22 protein-coding genes are annotated in these 24,245 nt (G+C 72.4%); 19 read left to right on the top strand and 3 right to left on the bottom strand.

Annotated features, from left to right (window positions below; all coding sequences use genetic code 11):
• The first annotated feature begins 45 nt into the window (after positions 1–45).
• The 8 genes from ACZ66S_RS23945 to ACZ66S_RS23910 all read left to right on the top strand — a co-directional run bounded on the left by ACZ66S_RS23945 (position 46) and on the right by ACZ66S_RS23910 (position 8,722).
• Entirely contained in the window at positions 46–1,155 is a 1,110-nt protein-coding gene (locus ACZ66S_RS23945) for a quinone-dependent dihydroorotate dehydrogenase (RefSeq protein WP_469903566.1), read from the top strand.
• Positions 1,152–1,991 (top strand): orotidine-5'-phosphate decarboxylase, encoded by an 840-nt coding sequence (gene pyrF / locus ACZ66S_RS23940; protein ID WP_469903565.1) that lies wholly within the window; start codon positions 1,152–1,154, stop codon positions 1,989–1,991. Before ACZ66S_RS23945 ends, pyrF begins: the two co-directional genes overlap by 4 nt.
• A 346-nt stretch (positions 1,992–2,337) precedes the next feature.
• Entirely contained in the window at positions 2,338–2,661 is a 324-nt protein-coding gene (locus ACZ66S_RS23935; RefSeq protein WP_003977346.1) for an integration host factor, read from the top strand.
• 60 nt (positions 2,662–2,721) lie between these two features.
• A complete protein-coding gene (gene gmk / locus ACZ66S_RS23930; RefSeq protein WP_469903564.1) occupies positions 2,722–3,315 on the top strand; it encodes a guanylate kinase in 594 nt (197 codons plus the stop codon).
• A gap of 65 nt (positions 3,316–3,380) precedes the next feature.
• Entirely contained in the window at positions 3,381–3,653 is a 273-nt protein-coding gene (gene rpoZ, locus ACZ66S_RS23925; RefSeq protein WP_003988945.1) for a DNA-directed RNA polymerase subunit omega, read from the top strand.
• Between the two features lie 128 nt (positions 3,654–3,781).
• The gene (gene coaBC / locus ACZ66S_RS23920; protein ID WP_469903563.1) at positions 3,782–4,984 is read left to right on the top strand and encodes a bifunctional phosphopantothenoylcysteine decarboxylase/phosphopantothenate--cysteine ligase CoaBC; all 1,203 of its coding nucleotides are present in this window, start codon (positions 3,782–3,784) and stop codon (positions 4,982–4,984) included.
• Between the two features lie 239 nt (positions 4,985–5,223).
• Positions 5,224–6,432, top strand: a complete 1,209-nt coding sequence (gene metK / locus ACZ66S_RS23915; RefSeq protein ID WP_469903562.1) for a methionine adenosyltransferase — start codon at positions 5,224–5,226, stop codon at positions 6,430–6,432.
• 127 nt (positions 6,433–6,559) lie between these two features.
• Positions 6,560–8,722: a primosomal protein N' gene (locus tag ACZ66S_RS23910; protein ID WP_469903561.1), complete on the top strand. Its 2,163-nt coding sequence runs from the start codon at positions 6,560–6,562 to the stop codon at positions 8,720–8,722.
• A 528-nt stretch (positions 8,723–9,250) separates the two neighbouring features.
• Here the strand turns inward: ACZ66S_RS23910 and ACZ66S_RS23905 are convergent.
• Positions 9,251–9,802: a hypothetical protein gene (locus ACZ66S_RS23905; RefSeq protein WP_469903560.1), complete on the bottom strand. Its 552-nt coding sequence runs from the start codon at positions 9,800–9,802 to the stop codon at positions 9,251–9,253.
• A 268-nt stretch (positions 9,803–10,070) separates the two neighbouring features.
• Between ACZ66S_RS23905 and fmt the strand changes: the two genes are divergently transcribed.
• On the top strand, positions 10,071–11,003 hold the full coding sequence (gene fmt / locus ACZ66S_RS23900) for a methionyl-tRNA formyltransferase (protein ID WP_469903559.1): 933 nt from the start codon (positions 10,071–10,073) through the stop codon (positions 11,001–11,003).
• A gap of 628 nt (positions 11,004–11,631) precedes the next feature.
• The gene (locus ACZ66S_RS23895; protein ID WP_469903558.1) at positions 11,632–13,050 is read left to right on the top strand and encodes an RsmB/NOP family class I SAM-dependent RNA methyltransferase; all 1,419 of its coding nucleotides are present in this window, start codon (positions 11,632–11,634) and stop codon (positions 13,048–13,050) included.
• Between the two features lies 1 nt (position 13,051).
• On the opposite strand, the gene ACZ66S_RS23890 is transcribed toward ACZ66S_RS23895, so the two are convergent.
• Positions 13,052–15,208, bottom strand: a complete 2,157-nt coding sequence (locus ACZ66S_RS23890) for an MMPL family transporter (RefSeq protein ID WP_469903557.1) — start codon at positions 15,206–15,208, stop codon at positions 13,052–13,054.
• A gap of 134 nt (positions 15,209–15,342) precedes the next feature.
• Here ACZ66S_RS23890 and rpe point away from each other — a divergent pair, with 134 nt between their 5' ends.
• The 8 genes from rpe (at position 15,343) to ACZ66S_RS23850 (ending at position 22,350) form a co-directional block, all read left to right on the top strand.
• A complete protein-coding gene (rpe, locus tag ACZ66S_RS23885) occupies positions 15,343–16,029 on the top strand; it encodes a ribulose-phosphate 3-epimerase (RefSeq protein WP_031056490.1) in 687 nt (228 codons plus the stop codon).
• 78 nt (positions 16,030–16,107) lie between these two features.
• On the top strand, positions 16,108–17,151 hold the full coding sequence (locus ACZ66S_RS23880; RefSeq protein WP_469903556.1) for a sugar-binding transcriptional regulator: 1,044 nt from the start codon (positions 16,108–16,110) through the stop codon (positions 17,149–17,151).
• A gap of 39 nt (positions 17,152–17,190) precedes the next feature.
• Positions 17,191–17,556: a guanyl-specific ribonuclease gene (locus tag ACZ66S_RS23875; RefSeq protein WP_469903555.1), complete on the top strand. Its 366-nt coding sequence runs from the start codon at positions 17,191–17,193 to the stop codon at positions 17,554–17,556.
• Complete coding sequence (locus tag ACZ66S_RS23870; protein ID WP_469903554.1) at positions 17,553–17,855, top strand: barstar family protein; 303 nt, start codon at positions 17,553–17,555, stop codon at positions 17,853–17,855. The genes ACZ66S_RS23875 and ACZ66S_RS23870 overlap by 4 nt, the downstream gene beginning before the upstream one ends.
• 132 nt (positions 17,856–17,987) lie before the next feature.
• Complete coding sequence (locus ACZ66S_RS23865) at positions 17,988–19,430, top strand: GuaB1 family IMP dehydrogenase-related protein (RefSeq protein ID WP_469903892.1); 1,443 nt, start codon at positions 17,988–17,990, stop codon at positions 19,428–19,430.
• Positions 19,431–19,497: 67 nt separating this feature from the next.
• Positions 19,498–20,013 carry a GNAT family N-acetyltransferase gene (locus tag ACZ66S_RS23860; RefSeq protein ID WP_469903553.1) on the top strand — a complete coding sequence of 172 codons (516 nt, stop codon included), beginning with the start codon at positions 19,498–19,500 and terminating at the stop codon, positions 20,011–20,013.
• A gap of 416 nt (positions 20,014–20,429) precedes the next feature.
• Positions 20,430–21,887: an amino acid permease gene (locus ACZ66S_RS23855; RefSeq protein WP_469903552.1), complete on the top strand. Its 1,458-nt coding sequence runs from the start codon at positions 20,430–20,432 to the stop codon at positions 21,885–21,887.
• Positions 21,888–21,897: 10 nt separating this feature from the next.
• Complete coding sequence (locus ACZ66S_RS23850; protein WP_020117426.1) at positions 21,898–22,350, top strand: Lrp/AsnC family transcriptional regulator; 453 nt, start codon at positions 21,898–21,900, stop codon at positions 22,348–22,350.
• On the opposite strand, the gene ACZ66S_RS23845 is transcribed toward ACZ66S_RS23850, so the two are convergent.
• On the bottom strand, positions 22,319–22,801 hold the full coding sequence (locus tag ACZ66S_RS23845; protein ID WP_469903551.1) for a hypothetical protein: 483 nt from the start codon (positions 22,799–22,801) through the stop codon (positions 22,319–22,321). The two genes, ACZ66S_RS23850 and ACZ66S_RS23845, sit on opposite strands and share 32 nt — an antisense overlap.
• A gap of 203 nt (positions 22,802–23,004) precedes the next feature.
• Here ACZ66S_RS23845 and ACZ66S_RS23840 point away from each other — a divergent pair, with 203 nt between their 5' ends.
• Positions 23,005–24,228: an MFS transporter gene (locus ACZ66S_RS23840; protein ID WP_469903550.1), complete on the top strand. Its 1,224-nt coding sequence runs from the start codon at positions 23,005–23,007 to the stop codon at positions 24,226–24,228.
• Positions 24,229–24,245 lie beyond the last annotated feature (17 nt).

The following is a 24,245-nucleotide window of genomic DNA, read 5'->3' as shown; positions in this document are numbered from 1 at the left end:
TGAGGGGGACACCGGAAACGGTGTCCCCCTCTTCATGAGGACACCATGTACAAGATCTTCTTCAATCTCGTCTTCCGGCGCATGGACCCCGAGAAGGCCCACCACCTCGCCTTCCGCTGGATCCGGCTCGCCGTCCGCGTCCCCGTGCTGCGCACCTTCGTCGCGGCCGCCCTCGCGCCCCGCCACAAGGAGCTGCGCACCGAGGCCTTCGGGCTGCGCATGCACGGTCCCTTCGGTCTCGCCGCGGGCTTCGACAAGAACGCGGTCGCGATCGACGGCATGGCCATGCTGGGCTTCGACCACGTCGAGATCGGCACCGTGACCGGCGAGGCCCAGCCGGGCAACCCCAAGAAGCGGCTGTTCCGCCTCGTGCCGGACCGCGCGCTCATCAACCGCATGGGCTTCAACAACGAGGGCTCGCTGGCCGTCGCGGCCCGGCTGGCGTCCCGGGAGCCGGTCTTCAAGACCGTCGTGGGCGTCAACATCGGCAAGACCAAGGTCGTCCCCGAGGCCGAGGCCATCGGCGACTACGTCAAGTCGACGGAACGCCTCGCGCCCTTCGCCGACTACCTCGTCGTGAACGTGTCCTCGCCCAACACGCCCGGACTGCGCAACCTCCAGGCCACCGAGGCGCTGCGCCCGCTCCTGACCGCCGTCCGTGAGGCCGCCGACCGGATCGTCGCGCACCGCCGCGTCCCGCTCCTGGTGAAGATCGCGCCCGACCTCGCCGACGAGGACGTCGACGCGGTCGCCGACCTGGCCGTGGAGCTCGGCCTGGACGGCATCATCGCCACCAACACCACCATCGCGCGCGAGGGACTCGGTCTGAAGTCAGGACCCGCCCTGGTGAGGGAGACCGGCGGCCTGTCCGGGGCACCCCTCAAGGAGCGCTCCCTGGAGGTCCTCAGGCGCCTGTACGCGCGCGTGGGCGACCGGATCACCCTGGTGGGCGTCGGCGGCGTGGAGAACGCCGAGGACGCCTGGCAGCGCATCCTGGCGGGTGCCACCCTGGTCCAGGGCTACAGCGCCTTCGTCTACGAAGGGCCGTTCTGGGCCCGTGCCGTCCACAAGGGCCTCGCCGCGCGCCTGCGCACGAGCCCCTACGCCACCCTCGCCGACGCGGTCGGCGCCGACGTGAGGAAGACCACGGTATGACCGAGCCCTTCGGCGCCCGTCTGCGCAGTGCCATGGACGAGCGCGGCCCTCTGTGCGTGGGGATCGACCCGCACGCCTCCCTGCTCACCGAGTGGGGACTGAACGACGATGTGGCCGGCCTGGAGCGCTTCAGCCGCACGGTCGTCGAGGCGCTGTCCGACCGTGTCGCCCTGTTCAAGCCGCAGAGCGCGTTCTTCGAGCGCTTCGGCTCGCGCGGGGTCGCCGTCCTGGAGACGACCGTCCAGGAGGCCCGTGCGGCCGGTGCGCTGGTCCTGATGGACGCCAAGCGCGGTGACATCGGCTCGACCATGGCCGCGTACGCCGAGGCCTTCCTGCGCAAGGACTCCCCGCTGTTCTCGGACGCCCTGACCGTGTCGCCGTACCTCGGCTACGGCTCTCTCTCACCGGCGTTCGCGCTGGCGCGCGAGAGCGGCGCGGGCCTGTTCGTGCTCGCGCTGACCTCCAACCCGGAGGGCGGCGAGGTCCAGCACGCGGTCCGCGCGGACGGCCGGAACGTCGGCGCGACCATGCTGGCCCACCTGGCGGCCGAGAACACCGGCGAGGAGCCCCTGGGGTCCTTCGGCGCCGTCGTGGGGGCCACGCTGGGCGACCTGTCGACCTACGACCTGGACATCAACGGTCCGCTCCTCGCGCCCGGCGTCGGTGCCCAGGGGGCCACCCCGGCGGACCTCCCCCGGGTCTTCGGGACGGCGATCCGCAATGTCGTGCCCAATGTCAGCCGGGGAGTGCTGCGGCACGGCCCCGACACCGGTGCGCTGCGCACGGCCTCCGACCGGTTCGCGGAGGAGGTCCGGGCGGCACTGCCGACCGGCTGAGTCGGGTGCCGGAGGACCGGACGACGACCGGACAAGGACCGGACGAGACGTTTCCGACGGTCGGAGCGGATGTTCGAGACCCCCGTTCGAGTCCTCCGGCGGAAGGTTCGAGGCCCGCTTGAGTCTGAATACATCCTCAAATCCGGGGCAGTATGTCTGAAATGTCCGGCCTGACGGAGGCTGACCAGGACTTTTCCGCTGTTCTCGCTGACTCTGGCGGACTTGCCCGCTAGTCTCCGACGCAGAGTCAACGGGCGAGCGTGTTGCTCGTGGCTCCCCAGGTGTGGGGCGACTAGGTTCCTCACCGGTCCGTATCCGACAGTTCGACATCCGAGGTGACGTAGGCGTGGCTCTTCCGCCCCTTACCCCTGAACAGCGCGCAGCCGCGCTCGAAAAGGCCGCCGCGGCTCGCCGGGAGCGGGCCGAGGTCAAGAATCGACTCAAGCACTCCGGCGCCTCTCTCCACGAGGTCATCAAGCAGGGCCAGGAGAACGACGTCATCGGCAAGATGAAGGTCTCCGCCCTGCTCGAGTCCCTGCCGGGCGTGGGCAAGGTCCGCGCCAAGCAGATCATGGAGCGACTCGGCATCTCCGAGAGCCGTCGTGTACGCGGCCTCGGTTCCAACCAGATCGCTTCGCTGGAGCGTGAGTTCGGCAGCACCGGCTCCTGAACCGGGGTCACTCCGGACAGGGAGTCCCGGGCACTCCGGGATTGCTGGAATAATCGCTGCATGGCTGCAACATTCCGGGGGACGACCCCCGAGCCCCCGGACGTACGTCCGCGGCTGACCGTGCTCTCCGGCCCCTCGGGGGTCGGCAAGAGCACGGTCGTCGCCCATATGCGCAAGGAACACCCCGAGGTCTGGCTCTCGGTGTCGGCGACGACCCGCAGGCCCCGCCCCGGCGAGAAGCACGGCGTCCAGTACTTCTTCGTCACCGACGACGAGATGGACAAGCTGATCGCCAACGGCGAGCTGCTGGAGTGGGCCGAGTTCGCCGGCAACCGCTACGGCACGCCGCGTGCGGCCGTGCTGGAGCGGCTGGAGGCGGGTGAGCCCGTCCTCCTGGAGATCGACCTCCAGGGTGCCCGGCAGGTCCGTGAGTCCATGACGGACGCCCAGCTCGTGTTCCTGGCTCCGCCCTCCTGGGAGGAGCTCGTGCGCAGACTCACCGGTCGTGGCACCGAGCCGCCCGAGGTGATCGAGCGCCGCCTGGAGGCGGCGAAGGTCGAACTGGCGGCTGAACCCGAGTTCGACGAGACCTTGGTCAACACCTCCGTCGAGGACGTGGCGCGCGAGCTGCTAGCCTTGATGGATGTCGTGTGATCGTTCCTGCTCGTAGAGGCGTGATCACGCACACCGATTCTTTCCCATCCATCGGAAGGTAGAGCGTGTCCTCTTCCATCTCCGCGCCCGAGGGCATCATCAACCCGCCGATCGACGAGCTCCTCGAGGCCACCGACTCGAAGTACAGCCTCGTGATCTACGCGGCCAAGCGGGCCCGCCAGATCAACGCGTACTACTCGCAGCTCGGCGAGGGCCTCCTCGAGTACGTCGGTCCGCTGGTGGACACCCACGTCCACGAGAAGCCGCTCTCGATCGCCCTGCGCGAGATCAACGCGGGTCTGCTGACGTCCGAGGCCGTCGAGGGCCCCGCGCAGTAGCAGGCATCGCAGTAGTACTTTCAGCTTTTCGCTGACTTATCCACAGGCCCGACAGCGCGACTGTCGGGCCTGTGGTGTGTGATGGACCCGTACGTCGCACACGTACGTTGCCGAGCCGGGGAGAGACGGTGGACAAGCCGAAGGTCGTGCTGGGGGTCAGTGGCGGCATCGCCGCGTACAAGGCCTGCGAGCTGCTGAGAAGGCTCACGGAGTCCGGTCACGACGTCCGCGTCGTCCCCACCGCCTCCGCCCTGCACTTCGTGGGCGCCGCCACCTGGTCCGCGCTGTCCGGCAACCCGGTCTCGACCGAGGTCTGGGACGAGGTCCACGAGGTCCCGCACGTCCGCATCGGGCAGCACGCCGATCTCGTGGTCGTTGCCCCGGCCACCGCCGACATGCTCGCCAAGGCGGCGCACGGCCTCGCGGACGACCTGCTCACCAACACGCTCCTGACCGCCCGCTGCCCGGTCGTCTTCGCGCCCGCCATGCACACCGAGATGTGGGAGCACCCGGCCACCCAGGAGAACGTGGCGACCCTGCGCCGCCGCGGTGCCGTCGTGATCGAGCCGGCCGTCGGCCGGCTGACCGGCGTCGACACCGGCAAGGGCCGACTGCCCGACCCGGCCGAGATCTTCGAGGTCTGCCGCCGCGTGCTGGCCCGCGGCGTCACCGAGCCCGACCTCACGGGCCGGCACGTCGTCGTCAGCGCCGGCGGCACCCGCGAGCCCCTCGACCCGGTCCGGTTCCTCGGCAACCGCTCCTCCGGCAAGCAGGGGTACGCCCTCGCCCGCACCGCGGCCGCGCGGGGTGCCCGGGTCACCCTGGTCGCGGCCAACACCGGCATGCCGGACCCGGCCGGTGTGGACGTCGTCCCCGTGGGGACGGCCGTACAACTGCGCGAAGCGGTCCTGAAGGCGGCGGCCGACGCCGACGCCGTCGTCATGGCGGCGGCGGTCGCGGACTTCCGGCCGCAGACCTACGCGGCCGGAAAGATCAAGAAGAAGGACGGCCAGGAGCCCGAGCCCGTCGTTTTGGTGCGGAATCCGGACATCCTCGCCGAGATCTCGGCCGAGCGCGCCCGCCCCGGCCAGGTGATCGTCGGATTCGCCGCCGAGACCGACGACGTGCTGGCCAACGGCCGTACGAAGCTGCGGCGCAAGGGCTGCGACCTCCTCGTCGTCAACGAGGTGGGCGAGCGCAAGACCTTCGGGTCGGAGGAGAACGAGGCGGTGGTCCTGGGCGCCGACGGCAGCGAGACCCCGGTCCCGCACGGCCCGAAGGAGTTCCTGGCCGAAACCGTCTGGGACCTGGTGGTGAGGCGTCTGCCCTGAGTGCTCAGGCGCGTCTCGGCCCCCAGGAACCTCTGCCGCTAAGGCGTGGCGCCCCTGGCCAAGTCCGCTCGGAATTGGGCACAATGCCCGTGCCGCAGGTCACAGCACTCCCGAGAGGCGAGACAGGGGGGCCCGTGGCAGAGCACGACCGATAAACTGTTCTCGGACGATGCCGGGCGCAGCCCCCGAGCCCGTCCGCCAATGATCAGCCAGCAGCCGCTGCAACCCCAGGGAGCGTTGTGTCCCGTCGTCTGTTCACCTCGGAGTCCGTCACCGAGGGCCACCCCGACAAGATCGCTGACCAGATCAGTGACACCATCCTCGACGCGCTCCTCAAGGAGGACCCGACCTCCCGGGTCGCCGTCGAGACCCTGATCACCACCGGTCTGGTGCACGTGGCCGGTGAGGTCACCACCAAGACCTACGCGCCGATCGCGCAGCTCGTCCGCGACAAGATCCTGGAGATCGGCTACGACTCCTCCAAGAAGGGCTTCGACGGCGCCTCCTGCGGTGTCTCGGTGTCGATCGGTGCCCAGTCCCCGGACATCGCGCAGGGCGTCGACACGGCCTACGAGAACCGGGTCGAGGGCGACGAGGACGAGCTGGACCGCCAGGGCGCGGGCGACCAGGGCCTGATGTTCGGGTACGCGACGGACGAGACCCCCACCCTGATGCCGCTGCCGATCTTCCTGGCGCACCGCCTCGCCAAGCGCCTCTCCGAGGTCCGCAAGAACGGCACCATCCCCTACCTGCGCCCCGACGGCAAGACGCAGGTCACCATCGAGTACGACGGCGACAAGGCCGTCCGCCTCGACACGGTCGTGGTCTCCTCGCAGCACGCGTCCGACATCGACCTGGACTCCCTGCTGGCCCCCGACATCCGCGAGTTCGTGGTGGAGCCGGAGCTCAAGGCGCTCCTGGACGAGGGCATCAAGCTCGACACGGAGAACTACCGCCTCCTGGTCAACCCCACCGGCCGCTTCGAGATCGGCGGCCCGATGGGTGACGCCGGCCTGACCGGCCGCAAGATCATCATCGACACCTACGGCGGCATGGCCCGGCACGGCGGCGGCGCCTTCTCCGGCAAGGACCCGTCCAAGGTGGACCGCTCCGCCGCGTACGCGATGCGCTGGGTCGCCAAGAACGTCGTGGCCGCGGGTCTCGCCTCGCGCTGCGAGGTCCAGGTCGCCTACGCGATCGGCAAGGCCGAGCCCGTGGGCCTGTTCGTCGAGACCTTCGGCACCGCGAAGATCGACACCGACAAGATCGAGAAGGCGATCGACGAGGTCTTCGACCTCCGTCCGGCCGCCATCATCCGCGACCTCGACCTGCTGCGCCCGATCTACTCCCTGACGGCGGCGTACGGCCACTTCGGCCGTGAGCTGCCGGAGTTCACGTGGGAGAAGACGGACCGCGTGGAGGCGCTGCGGAAGGCCGCGGGCCTGTAGGTCCGCCCCGTCCCGTACGAGGCCCGGTCCCCTTCGGGGGGCCGGGCCTCGGGCTTGTCCGGCGACCGGCTCACCGCATCGGGGACAGCACGGCCCGCTGTCAGTCGGGTCTGGTACCAATGATGCTGTGAGCAGCGATAACGGTTCGGTGGACGAGGGCGCCGAAGGAGCGCAGCCCGAGCAGTTGGCGCTCATTCGGGAGAGCGTGCGCAAGGCCAAGGTGCCGCGGGCCAAGCCGCGGACGTGGCGGGGGGCCGCGCTGGCCAAGGAATTTCCGGTCGCGCGGGTGCTGGTCGACAAGGGCGTGCTGCATCTCGACCGCTACTTCGACTACGCCGTGCCCGAGGAACTCGACGCGCAGGCGCAGCCCGGGGTGCGGGTGCGGGTGCGGTTCGGCGCCGGGCGCGGGCGCGTCCGCGAGGGGCGGCGTGAGGGCGGGGGGCTGATCGACGGGTTCCTGGTCGAGCGGCTCGCCGAGTCGGACTACTCCGGGCCGCTGGCGGCGCTCGCCCAGGTCGTCTCGCCGGAGCCGGTGCTCAGCGAGGAGCTGCTGGGGCTCGCGCGGGCCGTCGCCGACCGGTATGCGGGGAGCCTCGCCGATGTGCTCCAGCTCGCCGTGCCGCCCCGTAGCGCCCGCGCCGAACAGCGGCCCTCGCCCGAGCCCTTGCCGCCGCCGGCCGCGCCGGAGACGGGGTCGTGGGGGCGGTACGAACGCGGGGGCGCGTTCCTGGAGTCGCTGGCGTCGGGGGGTGCGCCCCGCGCGGTGTGGAACGCCCTGCCCGGGCCGCAGTGGAGCGAGGAGCTGGCGCGGGCCGTCGCCGCGACCCTGGCCTCGGGACGCGGCGCGCTCGTCGTCGTACCGGACGGACGGGCCGTCGCCCGCGTCGACGCCGCGCTGACATCGGTGCTGGGGGAGGGGCGGCACGCGGTCCTCACCGCCGACGCCGGGCCCGAGAAGCGGTACCGGGAGTGGCTGGCCGTGCGGCGGGGTGCCGTACGGGCCGTGGTCGGGACGCGGGCCGCCATGTTCGCGCCGGTCCAGGACCTCGGTCTCGTGGCCCTCTGGGACGACGGCGACGACAGCCACAGTGAGCCGCATGCCCCGCAGCCGCATGCGCGCGAGGTGTTGCTGTTGCGGGCCGCTCAGGACAAGTGCGCTTTCCTGCTGGGGAGTTGGAGCTGCACGGTGGAGGCGGCGCAGCTCGTGGAGAGCGGGTGGGCCCGGCCGCTCGTGGCCTCGCGGGAGCAGGTGCGTGCCGTGGCCCCCCTGGTGCGCACGGTCGGGGACCAGGACCTCGCGCGGGACGAGGCCGCGCGGGCGGCCCGGCTGCCGACGCTCGCCTGGCAGACCGTCAGGGAGGGCCTGCGGCACGGTCCGGTGCTCGTGCAGGTGCCGCGGCGGGGGTACGTACCGCGGATGGCCTGCGCCAACTGCCGGGCCCCCGCGCGCTGTCGGCACTGTGCCGGGCCGCTGGAGGGGCAGGAGTCCGCGGCGGCGCTGCGGTGCGGGTGGTGCGGGCGCGAGGAGGAGTCCTGGCACTGCCAGGAGTGCGGGGGGTTCCGGCTGCGGGCGCAGGTCGTGGGGGCCCGGCGGACCGCGGAGGAGCTGGGGCGGGCGTTTCCCGCCGTTCCGGTGCGGACGTCCGGGCGTGAGCACGTGCTGGACACCGTGCCGGGGGCGCCGGCGCTGGTGGTGAGCACGCCGGGTGCCGAGCCGGTCGCCGAGGGCGGGTACGCGGCGGCGCTGCTGCTGGACGGCTGGGCCATGCTCGGTCGGCCCGACCTGCGGGCCGGGGAGGACGCGCTGCGGCGCTGGATCGCGGCGTCGGCGCTGGTGCGGCCGCAGGGAGCCGGAGGCACCGTGGTGGTGGTCGCCGAGCCCACGCTGCGTCCGGTGCAGGCGCTGGTGCGGTGGGACCCGGTGGGACACGCGGTGCGGGAGCTGGGGGAGCGGGCCGAGTTGGGGTTCCCGCCGGTGTCGCGGATGGCCTCGGTGTCGGGGACGGGGGAGGCGCTCGCCGAGTTCCTCGCGGCTGTGGAACTGCCGGATGAGGCAGAGCTGTTGGGGCCCGTGCCGTTGCCGGTGACGATGGCGGGAGGACCTCGCCGGGTGGGCGCGCCGCCGGTCGGGGAGCGGTGGGAGCGGATGCTGGTGCGGGTGCCGCCGGGGAGGGGGGCAGCGTTGGCCGCTTCCCTCAAGGCCGCGCAGGCTTCGCGGATGGCTCGGAGTGGGGGAAGCGGGGGCGAGGGGGCGGTCTGGGTACGGATCGATCCGCCTGACATTGGGTGACGGGTGTGGGGGGGCGTGTGCTGAGGGGAGCCGCCGGATCTTCTGGCCACGGGATGGGCTGACGCGTTGGCAGGTCCCGGTGGGGGGTGGGTGGGTCGTTTCCGGATGGGTGTCTGCCCTTGACGGGTGTGGGTGGGGGTGCCGCTGGGGGCGCCGCCGGATCTCTCGGTATGGGCTGACGCGTTGGCGGGTCTCGGTGGGGGGTGGGGGCCGTGTCCGGATGTGCGTCGGCCGTTGACGGATGCGGGTGGGAGCGTGTGCTGAGGGGGTGCCGCCGGATCGGCCGATCTCGGGATGGGCTCACGCGTTGTCAGGTTCTGTTGCGGACCGGGGTCGTGTTCGGATGTGCATCTGGCCCTGACGGGGTCGGTGAGGGCGTGGGGAGATGGGGTGCCGCCGGATTGTTCGGCCGTGGGAGGGGCGGCCTCCGCGCTGTCGGATTCGGTGTGGAACCGGGGCGGGTCCGGGCATGCGTCTGCCCTCCCGGTCGTGGGGTGGGAGGGCAGAGAGGGGGACGGTGGAGGCGGCTCAGCCGTTGCGGGGGCCGGGGAAGGCTGTGGGTCTTGCCTCCTCGCGGAGGGCGGGGCTGCCCGCGGTGGGCTGGGTCGGCATGGAGCGGGCCGCGGGGACCGTGGGGACCGACGGCACCGTGGGGATACCGGTGTTGACGCTGACCGTGCGGCTTCCCGACGGCTCGGTGGCGCGCTCGGCCTCGGCCGTCGCCTGGGCGGCGGCGCGGCGGGCGCCGTAACGACGGTGGACCGCCTGCTTGGTGACGCCGAGGGCGGAACCCACCGCGTCCCACGAGAAGCCGAGCGAGCGGTCGAAGTCGACCGCGGCCGTCACCAGGGTCTCGACGCTGTCCCGCAGCTCCTGCGCGAGACGGACCGTGGGGGCGGGGGCACGCCCGTAGACGACGAAGCCCGTGGAGGGACCGGAGCGGCGCGGGCGGTAGACGTTGCCCAACTGGGCGGTCAGGGTGCGCAGTGCGTCCACCTGCCGGCGGACCCGCTCGATGTCCCGCACCAGCAATTGCAGGCTGGCCCGAGCCTGGGCGTCGTGGGTTGCGTGGTCGGCCATGAACAAGCCTCTCGAACCGGCGTTGAAAAGGACGGGGCCGCGACAGCGGCCCGTTGTGGTCAACTCTTTCTTGACCAACGCGTCTACGCTCCGCTGGTCACGCATTGGGGGCGTACCGGCATATGCGTGCGCCGGGGGTGGGGGGTTCACGCCTTGGCCGGACGGGCCGGTCCGGTCTGCGGGACGCGCTCCGGCGGTGCGGCCGTGGTGCCCCGCCATAGACTTGTGTGCTGCCCGTCGTCACCCGTCCGAGAGGCCCTGCCCACCCATGAAGCTCGTCTTCGCCGGTACCCCCGAGGTCGCCGTTCCCGCTCTGGACGCTCTCATCGCCTCCGGGCGGCACGAGGTCGCCGCCGTCGTCACGCGTCCCGACGCGCCGGCCGGGCGGGGGCGCAGGCTGGTCGCGAGCCCGGTCGCGGAGCGGGCCGAGGAGGCCGGGATCGAGGTGCTGAAGCCGGTCAGGCCGCGGGACCCGGACTTCCTGGAGCGGCTCCGGGAGATCGCCCCGGACTGCTGCCCCGTCGTGGCCTACGGCGCGCTCCTGCCCCGCGTCGCCCTCGACATCCCTGCCCACGGCTGGGTCAACCTGCACTTCTCGCTGCTGCCCGCCTGGCGCGGGGCCGCTCCCGTGCAGCACTCCATCATGGCGGGGGACGAGATCACGGGCGCCTCGACCTTCCTCATCGAGGAGGGGCTGGACTCCGGGCCGGTCTACGGCACCGTCACCGAGGAGATCCGGCACACCGACACCAGCGGTGACCTGCTGACCCGGCTCGCCTTCGCCGGGGCGGGGCTGCTGGCCGCCACGATGGACGGCATCGCGGACGGCACGCTGAAGGCCGTACCGCAGCCGGCCGAGGGCATCACCGTGGCCCCGAAGATCACCGTCGAGGACGCCCGGGTCGACTGGGCGGCGCCGGCGCTGCGGGTGGACCGGCTCGTGCGGGGGTGCCACCCGTCGCCCGGCGCCTGGACGACCTTCCGCGGCGAGCGGCTCAAGCTCATCCAGGTCCAGCCGGTTCCGGACCGCACGGACCTCGCGCCCGGCGCGCTGTCCGTCGGCAAGAACAGCGTCCACGTGGGCACGGGGTCGTACGGCGTGGAACTGCTGTGGGTGCAGGCGCAGGGCAAGAAGCCGATGAAGGCCGCGGACTGGGCGCGGGGCGTCAGGATCGCGGAGGGGGAGAGCGTCGGCGGGTGACGGGACCTGGCGGGGTGGCCGGCGCCCCGGGCCCTCGACGGTTGACGGTTCCCGGCAGGTGGCTGCGCCCTGGCCTCTCAGTGTGCGACGGTTCCCGGCGGGGTGACCGCGCCCCGGCCCCTCGGTGGGTGACCGTCTCGGCAGGGTGGCTCGCGCCCCGGGCCTTCGGTGGGTGAGGGGACCTGGCAGCGTGGCCCGTGCCCCAGGCCCTCGGTGGGTGAGGGGACCTGGCAGGGTGGCCCCCGGCCCGGCCCTCGGCGGATGACGGGCCCTGGCATGGTGGCTGCGCCCCGGCCCCTCCGCGGGTGACGGGTCCCGGCAGGGTGGCCCGTGCCCCCGGCCCTCGGCGGATGACGGGCCGCCGCACGGTGGCTGTGCCCCCGGCCCCTCGGTGGGTGACCGGTCTCGGCAGGGCGGCGCGCGCCCTGGCCCCCTGCGGGTGACGAAGCCGGCAGGGTGGCCCGCGCCCCCGGCCCTCGGCGGATGACGGGTCCCGGCACGATGGCTGCGCCCCGGCCCTCGGCGGATGACGGGCGGGTCGCGGCAGGTGGCCCTCGGCGGGTGGCGTGGGCCCCGCTGGACGTACGCTGGGGGCGTATCCAGACCTTGAACCCGGAGCACCTTTTTCGTGAGCGAGCAGCCCCGGCGGGCCGGTAAGCCCGCCAAGCCGTACCGTCGGCCCCAGAAAGACCCCGTCCGCATCCTCGCCTTCGAGGCGCTGCGGGCCGTGGACGAGCGTGACGCGTACGCCAACCTCGTCCTGCCGCCGCTGTTGCGGAAGGCGCGGGAGAAGGGCGGCTTCGAGGCGCGGGACGCGGCGCTCGCCACCGAGCTCGTGTACGGCACGCTGCGCCGGCAGGGGACGTACGACGCGATCATCGCCGAGTGTGTCGACCGGCCGCTGCGCGAGGTCGATCCGCCGGTGCTCGACGTGCTGAGCCTCGGGGTGCACCAGCTCCTCGGGACCCGCATCCCGACGCACGCCGCGGTGTCCGCCTCCGTCGAGCTCGCCCGGGTCGTGCTCGGCGACGGCCGGGCCAAGTTCGTCAACGCCGTGCTGCGCAAGGTCGCGCAGGACGACCTCGACGGGTGGGTCGCCAAGGTCGCGCCGCCCTACGACGACGACCCCGAGGACCACCTCGCCGTCGTGCACTCCCACCCCCGCTGGGTCGTCTCCGCGCTGTGGGACTCCCTCGGCGGCGGCAGGGCCGGCATCGAGCGGCTGCTGGAGGCCGACAACGAACGGCCCGAGGTGACCCTCGTCGCCCGGCCCGGGCGGGCCACCACCGAGGAGCTGCTGCGCGAGGAGTCGGCCGTGGCGGGCCGCTGGTCGCCGTACGCCGTGCGGCTGGCCGAGGGCGGGGAGCCCGGAGCCGTCGACGCCGTACGGGAAGGCCGGGCCGGGGTGCAGGACGAGGGCAGTCAGCTCGTCGCGCTGGCGCTGGCGAACGCGCCCCTCGACGGGCGGGACGAGAAGTGGCTCGACGGGTGCGCGGGGCCCGGTGGCAAGGCCGCCCTGCTCGCCGCGCTCGCCGCCGAGCGGGGTGCCGTGCTGCTCGCCTCCGAGAAGCAGCCGCACCGCGCCGGGCTCGTGGCCAAGGCGCTCGCCGGGAACCCGGGGCCGTACCAGGTCATCGCCGCGGACGGGACCCGGCCGCCGTGGCGGCCGGAGAGTTTCGACCGGGTGCTGATGGACGTGCCGTGCACGGGGCTCGGGGCGTTGCGGCGCCGGCCGGAGGCCCGGTGGCGGCGTCGGCCCGAGGACCTGGAGGGGTTCGGGCCGTTGCAGCGCGGCCTGTTGAGCACCGCGTTGGACTCCGTCCGGGTGGGCGGGGTGGTTGGGTACGCGACCTGTTCGCCTCATCTCGCGGAGACGCGGGCCGTCGTGGAGGACGTGCTCAAGCAGTGGCCGGCTGCCGAACTGGTCGACGCGCGGCCGTTGTTCCCCGGTGTGCCGGACCTGGGGGAGGGGCCGGACGTGCAGTTGTGGCCGCATGTGCACGGGACCGATGCGATGTATCTGGCGGTCATTCGCCGGACCGGGTGAGCTAGTCGCGTGCCTGCTGCGCCTTCCCGGCCGGCCGCGCGGTTCCCCGCGCCTCTGAGTCGGCCACCCGTTCCTTGGCCAGGCCGTGCGGCCACCACACCTTGGCGCCCACGTCCAGGAACAGGGACGTGACCAGCACCGACCGGACGATGAACGTGTCCAGCAGGACGCCCAGGGCCACCGCGAAGCCGATCTCCGCGAAGGCGACCATCGGGAGGGTGCCGAGGGCGGCGAAGGTGCCCGCCAGGACCAGGCCGGCGGAGGTGATGACCGCGCCGGTCGCGGCCAGACCCGTGACGACGCCCGCGCGGGTGCCCCGATGGGCGGCCTCCTCGCGGATACGGGTGGTCAGGAAGATGTTGTAGTCGATGCCGAGGGCCACCAGGAAGACGAACACGAACAGCGGGAAGTCCGTGGACTCGCCCGCGTAGTCGAACAGGTGGCGGAAGGCCAGGGCGCTGATGCCCAGGGCCGCCGCGAAGGACAGGATGACCGTCCCGATCAGCAGCAGCGGGGCGATCAGGGCGCGCAGCAGGGCGCACAGGATCAGCATCACCACGACCAGCACCAGCGGGATGATCAGGATGTTGTCGTGCGTGGTCGCCCGGTCCATGTCCAGCAGGGCGGCCGTACCGCCGCCGACCTGGGCGTCGGCGTCGGGAACCGCGTGGACGGCGTCCCGGACCCGCTCCACCGTCTGTTTCGCGGCCTCGCTGTCGGCCGGGGCGGTCATCGTCGCCTCGAAGAGGACCTTGCCCTCGTGCGACGGTTTCGTGCCCGGCGGCAGGCCGAGCGACTCGGGCACCACTCCCCGCGTGCCCGCGACCGCCTCGCCGACCTGACGTGCCTGCGCCTGGTTGCTCACGACGACCAGGGGATCGCCGCTGCCCGCCGGGAAGTACTTCGCGGACACCTCCTGGCCGACGATCGAGTCCGGTTTCCCGGTGAACGCGTCCGCGTTGCCGATGCCCTCGGCGCGCAACTGGATCAGGCCCAGGGAGCACACCGCGAGGACCACGGCCGTGATGATCCAGGTCATGCGGGGGCGCCGGGCGATCTGCCGGCCGGTGCGGGCCCAGACGCCGGTCTCGATGCGGTCGGGGGCGCCGACGCGCGGGGTCACCGGCCAGAAGATCCAGCGGCCGAAGATCACCAGCAGGGCCGGGAACAGCGTCGTCATCGCCAGCAGGGCGACCGTGACCCCGATGGCGGCGACCGGGCCGAGACCGCGGGTCGAGTTCATCTCGGCGGCCAGCAGGACCAGCATGCTCAGGACGACGGTCGCGCCGGAGGCGATCACCGCCGGGCCCGCGCGGTGCAGGGCGAGGGCCATCGCCTCGTGACGGTCCTCGTGGCGGTGCAGCTCCTCCCGGTAGCGGGCCACCAGCAGCAGGGCGTAGTCGGTCCCCGCCCCGAAGACGAGGACCGTCAGAATCCCCGCGCTCTGGCCGTTGACCGTCAGGCCCGCGTGCTCGGCGAGCAGGTAGATGAAGGCCTGCGCGGTGAACAGCGCGGCGACCACCGAGAGCAGCGGGACCAGGAGCAGGGTGGGGCTGCGGTAGGTGATGAGCAGCATGACGATCACGACGCCCATCGCGGACAGCAGCAGCGTCGAGTCGATGCCCTCGAACGCCTCGGAGAAGTCCGCGGAGGTGCCGCCCGGGCCGGTGATGTGCACGGCGAGCCCGTCGCCGCCCTCGCCGACGACGTCACGGATGGAGTCGACCGCGGGCGCGATCTCCTCCCAGCCCTTCTCGTCCATGGTGATCGGGACGAGGATCTGGGCCGCGCGCGGGTCGCTCTGCCGGTCGTACACCGGGCCCCGGGTCTCCGCACCGCGGATGCCGTGCGCGGTGAGCTGCCTGATCTCGGCCGCGTCCTCGGCGATCGTGGCCCGCTCCTGCGCGGTGAGGCCGCTCTCGCGCGCGTAGACGACGACCGCGGGGATCTGCTCCGGCCTGAAGTCCTCGGAGATCTGGAGGACTTGGGTCGACTCCGCGGAGCCGGGCAGCCAGGAGGCCGCGTCGTTGTCCTGGGCGTCGGTGAGCTTGGAGGCGAGGGGCGCCGTCAGGAACAGCACCACCAGCCACAGCGCCAGTACCACCCACTTGGCACGCCGTCCGCAGACGAAGTGCGCGATGCCCCGATTCCCGGTCATGGCCACCCCCGGCGCCACCAGTCGAGCCGATCGGCCGCCCAGCATGGCACGCACGGCCTGTCCATAACATCCGATGAACGGCTTAGGTACGGACCGGCGCGCCCCTTAGGGCTCCGGCATGGGAGGCTTGGGGCATGGCCGCGCAGATCAATCCCAGCATCCTGTCCGCCGACTTCGCCCGCCTCGCGGACGAGGCGCGGGCGGTGGAGGGAGCCGACTGGCTCCACGTCGACGTCATGGACAACCATTTCGTCCCGAACCTCACGCTCGGGGTGCCGGTCGTAGAGTCTCTGGCCCGTGCGACGGACACTCCGCTGGACTGCCATCTGATGATCGAGGCCCCCGATCGCTGGGCGCCCCAGTACGTAGAGGCGGGGGCTTCCTCCGTCACCTTCCACGTGGAGGCGGCCGCCGCTCCGGTCCGGCTCGCCCGGGAGATCCGGGCCAAGGGCGCCCGCGCCTCCATGGCGCTGAAGCCCGCGACGCCCATCGAGCCGTACGAGGACCTGCTCCCCGAGCTCGACATGCTGCTGATCATGACGGTCGAGCCCGGTTTCGGGGGACAGGCGTTCCTCGACATCATGCTCCCCAAGATTCGCCGGACCCGCGAGTTGATCAGCAAGCACGGCCTGGAGCTGTGGCTCCAGGTCGACGGCGGGGTCTCGGCGTCGACCATCGAGCGCTGCGCGGACGCGGGGGCCGACGTCTTCGTCGCCGGATCGGCGGTGTACGGGGCGTCCGACCCGGCGGAAGCGGTACGTGCATTGCGCAACCAGGCGGAGGGGGCGACCGCGAAGGCATCGTGGGCGTGCGACCACTGAGCGTCAGGAACGTGAACGGCTCCGATCAGGGCTGATCAAGTGCGCCGGATCTGCAAGGATGAACGGCGAATCCAGAGTGTGAACAGCAGTGAGGAGAACGCCGTGTCGGGTATGTCGGCGGGCCGGTCAGCCATGCGGATGGGACCCGCTGAGCTGGTGCAGGCGGCGGCCATGGCCCGCCGCTTCTACCTGGAGGGCAAGTCCAAGATCCAGATCGCGGAGGAGTTCGGCGTCAGCCGCTTCAAGGTGGCCCGGGTCCTGGAGACCGCCCTGGAGCGGGATCTCGTCCGCATCGAGATCCGGGTGCCGGCCGAGCTGGACGCCGAGCGCTCGGACGCGCTGCGCGCCCGCTACGGCCTGCGGCACGCAGTCGTGGTCGAGTCCCCGGCCGAGGCCCAGGACTCGCCCGACCCCGAGAACCTGGGAGAGGTGGCCGCCGACCTGCTCGGCGAACTGGTCGACGAGGGCGACATCCTGGGCCTGGCCTGGGGTCGCTCCACCATCCACATGGCGGCCGCGCTCGACCGGCTCCCGCCGTGCACGGTGGTGCAGTTGACGGGCGTGTACGACGCCGGGACCGCCGAGCGCGGTTCGGTGGAGGCGGTGCGCCGGGCCGCCCAGGTGTCCGGCGGGGACGCCCACCCCATCTACGCGCCGATGCTGCTGCCGGACGCGGCCACCGCGGCCGCGCTGCGCAACCAGACCGGGATCGCCCGGGCCTTCGAGTACTTCGACAAGGTCACGGTCGCCTGTGTCTCCATCGGCTCCTGGGAGCCGGGCATCTCGACGGTGCACGACATGCTCAGCGACGAGGAGCGGGCGCACTACGCCTCGCTCGGTGTCGCCGCCGAGATGTCCGCGCACCTCTTCGACGCCGAGGGCCGCAGGGTCGGCCGGGACCTGGGCGAGCGGTGCATCACCGTCAAGACCGAGCAGCTCCGCCGTATCCCCGAGGTCGTCGCGATCGCGGGCGGTCAGCGGAAGGGGGCCGCGATCGACGCCGTGCTGCGGTCCGGTCTCGTCACCAGCCTGGTGACGGACACCTCCGCGGCGGACTACCTGATGACGGCGGGGACACCGCCGAAGCCCGCGCTGAACAGGGCGGACCCGGACGGGGCCTGACGCCGGGTCATACGGGGACGGCCGTGGCAGCATCGACGCATGCTGCTGCGGTTCGTCTCCCGGATTCTGCTCTGCGTCCTCGTGCTGGCCGGCTGCTCGGCCGCACCCGACCCCGCGCGGGGCGGCGACCTGGCCACCGTCCAGGAGGCCCGGCTGCCGGCCGAGGCCCGGCAGACCCTCGAACTCATCGACAGGGGCGGTCCCTTCCCCTACCAGAAGGACGGCGCCGTCTTCGGGAACTTCGAGGGGCTGCTGCCCGCGCACCAGCGCGGTTACTACCACGAGTACACCGTGCCCACGCCGGGCTCGCGCGACCGCGGAGCCCGGCGGATCGTCACCGGTCAGGGCGGCGAGATCTACTACACCGATGATCACTACGACTCGTTCAGGACGGTTCTGAGATGACGGCACGCGTGGTCACGCTGGACCTCGCCGGGGTCACCGACAAGGCGGGCCTGATGGACCGCTGCGCCCGGGACCTGCGGCTGCCGAACTGGTTCGGCCGCAACTGGGACGCGCTGGCCGACGTCCTGTCCGACCCGGGCCTGTGGTCGGGGGAGGTCGCTGGAGAGGAGACCGTCGTGGTCGTACGGCACTGGGACCGGTACGCCGGGGCGCGGCCGGACGAGTGGGCGACCGCGCGCGAGGTGTTCGCGCAGGCGTCCGCGCTCACCGTGGCGCTCGCCCTTGGAGGTTCGTCCTAGGAGCCCCGCGGCCGGTCTGGACGATTCGCCCGTGGGTGGCGAACCGTCCGGCATGGGAGAATGAAGTACGTGCTCTTTCCCCCTGGCTGACCTGTCCGGGGGCCACCTCTGATCGACTGGGATGTGCAGCACGTGCGTTTCCTCAACGACATCCAGCCCCCGTACGACCTGACGTACGACGACGTCTTCATGGTCCCGAGCCGCAGCGCCGTAGGTTCGCGGCAGGGGGTGGACCTCAGCTCCCCGGACGGCACGGGCACCACGATCCCGCTGGTCGTCGCCAACATGACCGCCATCGCCGGGCGCCGCATGGCCGAGACCGTGGCCCGCCGCGGTGGCCTGGTCGTCATCCCGCAGGACATCCCGATCGAGGTCGTCACCGAGGTCGTCTCCTGGGTGAAGAGCCGCCACCACGTCCTGGACACCCCGATCGTGCTGGCCCCGCACCAGACCGTCGCCGACGCGCTCGCCCTGCTGCCCAAGCGCGCCCACAACGCCGGTGTGGTCGTCGACGAGGCGGGCCGGCCCGTCGGTGTCGTCACCGACCAGGACCTGTCCGGCGTCGACCGCTTCACCCAGCTCGCCGAGGTCATGTCGCGCGACCTGCTGCTGCTCGACGCGGACATCGACCCGCGGGAGGCCTTCAACCGCCTCGACGCGGCGAACCGGCGCTACGCCCCCGCCGTGGACCGGGACGGCCGTCTCGCCGGCATCCTCACCCGCAGGGGCGCCCTGCGCGCCACGCTGTACACGCCGGCCGTCGACGCGCAGGGCAGGCTGCGCATCGCCGCCGCCGTGGGCATCAACGGGGACTTCGCGGAGAAGGCCAAGCAACTGCTCGACGCGGGCGTGGACACGCTCGTCATCGACACCGCGCACGGCCACCAGGAGTCGATGATCACCGCGATCAGGACGGTCCGGGCGCTCGACCCGCAGGTCCCGATCGTGGCGGGCAACATCGTCGCCGCGGAGGGTGTGCGGGACCTGATCGAGGCCGGCGCGGACATCATCAAGGTCGGGGTGGGCCCCGGCGCGATGTGCACCACCCGCATGATGACCGGTGTCGGCCGGCCGCAGTTCTCCGCGGTCCTGGAGTGCGCGGCCGAGGCCAGGAAGTACGGCAAGCACGTGTGGGCCGACGGCGGTGTCCGGCACCCGCGCGACGTCGCCATGGCGCTGGCCGCCGGCGCGTCCAACGTGATGATCGGCTCCTGGTTCGCCGGCACCTACGAGTCTCCGGGCGACCTCCAGCAGGACGCGAGCGGACGGCTCTACAAGGAGTCCTTCGGCATGGCGTCCGCGCGGGCGGTGCGCAACCGCACGTCGGACGAGTCGGCCTACGACCGGGCCCGCAAGGCGCTGTTCGAGGAGGGCATCTCGACCTCCCGGATGTTCCTCGACCCGGCCCGCCCGGGCGTCGAGGACCTGATCGACTCGATCATCGCGGGCGTCCGCTCCTCCTGCACCTACGCGGGCGCGGGCTCCCTGGAGGAGTTCGCCGAGAAGGCGGTCGTCGGCATCCAGAGCGCGGCCGGCTACGCGGAGGGCAAGCCGCTGCACGCGAGCTGGAGCTAGATCTGCCGCGTGCGGCCCCCGCCGAAAAGCGGGGGCCGTTCGCGTTCCCCGGCCGTACGGTCCTGGTATGGAGATCACTGTCTGCCGGAGCGTCGACGTCGCGCTGCTCGACCGGTACATGGGCTCGCCGGGAGCCACGTCCTTCCATGCCCGGAGGTTCGCGCGGCAGCAGGCGGGGGAGTGCACGTATCTCGTCGCCTGGCTGGACGGGCGGCCCGTGGGACACACGGAGGTGCGCTGGATCGGATGTGCCGCGCCCGAGGTCACCCTGGACTGCCCCGAGATCGGAGGCCTCGCGGTCTGGCCTGCGGAACTCCGCTCGCGGGGGATCGGCACCGGGCTGGTCCGGGCCGCCGAGGAACTGGCCCGGGGGCGGGGTTCGACGACCGTGGGCATCGGGGTCGGGCGGGACAACCCGCGCGCGGCCGCGCTGTACGCACGGCTCGGCTACCGGCCGGTAACCGACTATCTGGACCGCTACACGTACGAGGACCACGACGGCTCGATCCGGGAATGCGTCGACGCCTGCACGTTCCTCGTCAGGGAACTCCCCTCAGGCCACCGTGACGGCAGGTCTGCCTGACGGAATCCGGGAGTCACGACGAGCTGTGCCTGCGCGAGGGCGGGGCCTCCTGGTCGCGGATCCCGGCCGGCCGTACCGGGCACCGCCAAGCAGGCCGCGTGGGAGGCGCACACACGCTGGACCGGCGAAGCTTCGCCGAGGGGGGCGAGGGGCGTGCACCGGCGCCCAGGCCGTCTCCTGTGGCAAGCAGGTCAGGTGAGCTTCGACGCGACGGCACAGGACGTCACAGGGGAGCCGGAGGGGCGCTGACGAGGGCTGACGTGTGCCGGAGGGGGGTGTGCGCAACGAACGCCCGCCCAGCGGCGCGGAACGCAATGATCTTGCGAGTGCGTGCAAGGTTGCTGCATTACGGCTGTGACGTCCGGGCTCGTAGGGTGCTTCGCTGTACTCACCTGCAACGACGAAGGAGTCAGCGCGTGCTCGACCAAGGCGCACCCCCACGACAGCGCACACCCCGGGCGACGGGGCTCGGCGCGCGCCTCATGCGGCGCAAGCCGGTGGAGCGCCTGGTGGCGGAGGGCGGCCAGGGCGAGGGAGGAGCCCTCCGGCGTTCCCTCGGGCTCTGGCAGCTCACGATGATCAGCATCGGTGCCACCCTCGGCACCGGCATCTTCGTCGTCCTCGGCGAGGCGGTCCCCAAGGCCGGCCCGGCCGTCACCCTCTCCTTCGTCATAGCCGGCCTCACCGCCCTCTTCTCGGCCCTGTCCTACGCCGAGCTCGCGGGCACCATCCCGGTCTCCGGGTCCTCGTACTCGTACGCGTACGCAACCATGGGCGAACTGATCGCGTGGATCTGCGGCTGGTGCCTGGTCCTGGAGTACGGGGTCTCGGTCGCCGCCGTGGCCGTCGGCTGGGGCGAGTACCTCAACGAGCTCCTCGACGGGACCATCGGCGTCACCATCCCGGACGCCCTGTCCGCCCCGCCCGGCGACGGCGGCGTCTTCAACCTCCCGGCGCTGATCGTCGTCCTCCTCGCGATGGCCTTCCTGCTGGGCGGCGCCCGCGAGTCGGCCCGCGCCAACACCGTGATGGTCGTCGTGAAGATCGCCGCACTGGTGCTGTTCTGCGCGATCGGCGTCCAGGGCTTCCGCTCGGGCAACTACGAGCACTTCATGCCCCTCGGGATGGCCGGGGTCAGCGCGGCCGGCGCCACGCTCTTCTTCTCGTACATCGGCTTCGACGCCGCCTCCACCGCCGGCGAGGAGGCCAAGAACGCCCAGCGCGACCTGCCACGGGCGATCATGCTGTCGCTGGTCATCGTGACCGCGCTGTACGTCCTGGTCGCCGCCGTCGCGGTCGGCGCCAAGCCCTGGCAGCACTTCAACGACTCGGAGGCCGCGCTCGCCCAGATCATGCGCGAGGTCACCGGACAGACCTTCTGGGGCACCCTGCTGGCGTTCTGCGCGGTCATCGCCATCGCGAGCGTCGTGCTGACCGTGCTCTACGGCCAGACCCGCATCCTCTTCGCGATGTCCCGGGACGGACTCGTGCCGAAGGTGCTCGCCCGGGTCCACCCGAAGACCGGCGCGCCCCGCGCCAACACGGTGATCGTCTCCCTGTTCTGCGGGGTGCTGGCCGCGGCGATCCCGCTCGGCCAGCTCGCCGACGCCACCAGCATCGGCACGCTCTTCGCCTTCGCCCTGGTCAACATCGCCGTCGTGGTGCTGCGCCGGACCCGCCCCGACATGCCCCGCACCTTCCGGGTGCCGCTCTCGCCGGTCTTCCCCGCGCTGGGCTTCGGCTTTTGCGTGTGGATGATGGGCAGCCTGTCCACCGTCACCTGGGTGGTCTTCGGGGTCTGGATGGCCGTCGGGCTCGTGTTCTACTTCGTGTACGGCCATCGCCGTTCCCGACTCGCAACACCCGAAAGCTGATCCACCCACCGTGCTGAACGATCTCGACGAACGCATCGTGCACGCCCTCGCCGAGGACGCCCGCCGCTCCTACGCGGACATCGGGCAGATCGTCGGCCTGTCCGCGCCCGCCGTGAAACGGCGCGTGGACCGGCTGCGGGCCACCGGGGCCATCACCGGCTTCACCGTACGGGTGGACCCGGCGGCCCTCGGCTGGGAGACCGAGGGGTTCGTCGAGATCTACTGCCGGCGCAACACCTCCCCGGAGACCATCCAGCGGGGCCTCGAGCGCTACCAGGAGGTCGTGGCCGCCTCCACCGTGACCGGTGACGCCGACGCCGTGGTGCAGGTCTTCGCCTCCGACATGCGGCACTTCGAACGGGTCCTGGAGCGGATCGCCGGTGAGCCGTTCGTGGAGCGCACCAAGTCGGTCCTGGTGCTCTCCCCGCTGCTCAGGCGCTTCTCCTCGGGCTCGCCGACCTGACCCGCTCGGCTCGGCGCCGGACCGCGGCCACCAGCCGCCCGGTGAGCAGGGCGTGCGCCCCCGTGCCGACGACCAGCAGCCGGTAGAGGGCACCGCCGGGTCCGGGGAACCGGGCCCGGCTCTCCGCCCGCAGCCGCGTCCGGCCGCCCTCGGCCTCCTCCAGGCGGAAGGCCAGGGCGTACGTCGAGAAGTGGTGCCGCCCGACGAGGACGAGCTCCCGTCCCCGTAGCGCCTCGGCCACCCGGAACCCGGGGAAGGCCGATCCCCGGGCCAGGGGCCGCGGTCCGGACGCCGTACGGTCGGCGACCCCGACGAGACGTGCGTAGCGGGCGGAGCGGGGGCGGCCGAAGGACTCCTCCAGGACCTCGCCGAGCGCGTCCCAGACCTCCCCGGCCGGGGCCGCGACCAGCGTCGCGTGCTCGTCGATCCGGGGGAGTGCGGCGATGTCCACGGGAACCTCCGTCTCGGGTGCCGGCGACCGCAGGGGCCGCTCACCTCAGATCGTCGCAGGCCGCTATTTCACTGGGCAGCGGGCCCCGCACTGTCTAGCATCGTGCACATGACCTGGCGACATTGATCCCCCAGCCGTGCCTCCCGAGGGCCGCCTCGGACGCCGTACCGACGACGTCCGAACCGCCCTTCCGGGAAGGCCTCATGACACTCTCACCCGCACGTGTGCCCGCGACCGGCGTCCGCCGGCTGACGACCACGCTGTACGGCTACGCGTTCCTCGACGACCTCGTCCTGCTCTACCCGGTGTACGCGCTGCTGTTCGCCGACACCGGTCTGCCGCTCTGGCAGATCTCCTCGTTGTTCGCCCTGTGGTCCCTCACGGCCGTCGTCCTGGAGGTGCCCTCCGGCGCCTGGGCCGACACCGTCTCGCGACGCCGGTTGCTGTGGCTCGGCCCGCTGCTCACGGCCGCCGGCTTCACCCTGTGGGTGACCGTGCCGTCGTACGGCGCCTTCGCGCTGGGCTTCGTCCTGTGGGGAGCCGGCGGCGCGCTCGGCTCCGGCTCGCTGGAGGCGCTGGTCTACGACGAGCTGGAACGGCTCGGGGCCGCCGGGCGGTACGCGCGCGTGATGGGGCGGACGAGGGCCGCACGGCTGCTGGCCACGGTCGCGGCGATGGCGCTCGCCGGCCCGGTCCTCGCCCTCGGCGGCTACCCGGCCGTGGGCGCGGCGAGCGTCCTGGCCTGTCTGCTGGCCGCACTGACGGCGACCCTGCTGCCGGAGCACCGGGTACCGGCCGAGCAGGGGAACACCCGCTGGTCCGCGACGCTGCGGGCCGGACTCGCCGAGGCCCGCGGGGACCGGCGGGTCCAGGGCGCCCTGCTGCTCGTGCCGGCGGTCGCCGCGGTGTGGGGCGCCCTCGACGAGTACGTCTCGCTGCTGGTCCGCGACCTGGGCGTGGCCGACACCACCGTGCCCTGGCTGGTCCTGCTGGTCTGGGCGACCGTGACCGTCGGCAGCCTGTTCGCCGGGGCCGCCGAGCGCCTCGGCGGCCGGGGCCTCGCCGCCCTGCTCGCGGGTGCCGCGCTCGCCCTGGCGGTGGGCGCCGGGGTCCGCACCCCGGCCGGCATCGCCCTCGTGGGCCTCGCCTTCGCCGGTTTCCAGGTGGCCGAGGTGCTCGCCGACGTCCGTCTCCAGCACCGTATCGACGACGCCCGCCGGGCCACCCTCACCTCGGTGGCGAGCCTGGGCACGGAACTGGTCACCGTCGCCGTGTTCGGCGTATACACCCTGCTCGGGGCGTCCCTGGCGCACAGCACGGTGTTCGTGGCGCTGTCCCTGCCGTATCTGGCGACGGCGCTCGTGCTCTTCCGGGGCGGCGGACGCCCGCGCAACGAATCGCCGCGGGACCGCCCCCGCACGCAATGAACCGCGCCCGAGCGCGC

The organism is Streptomyces sp. NPDC107471 (assembly GCF_055582845.1).
This window is presented reverse-complemented; position numbering and strand designations above follow the sequence as displayed.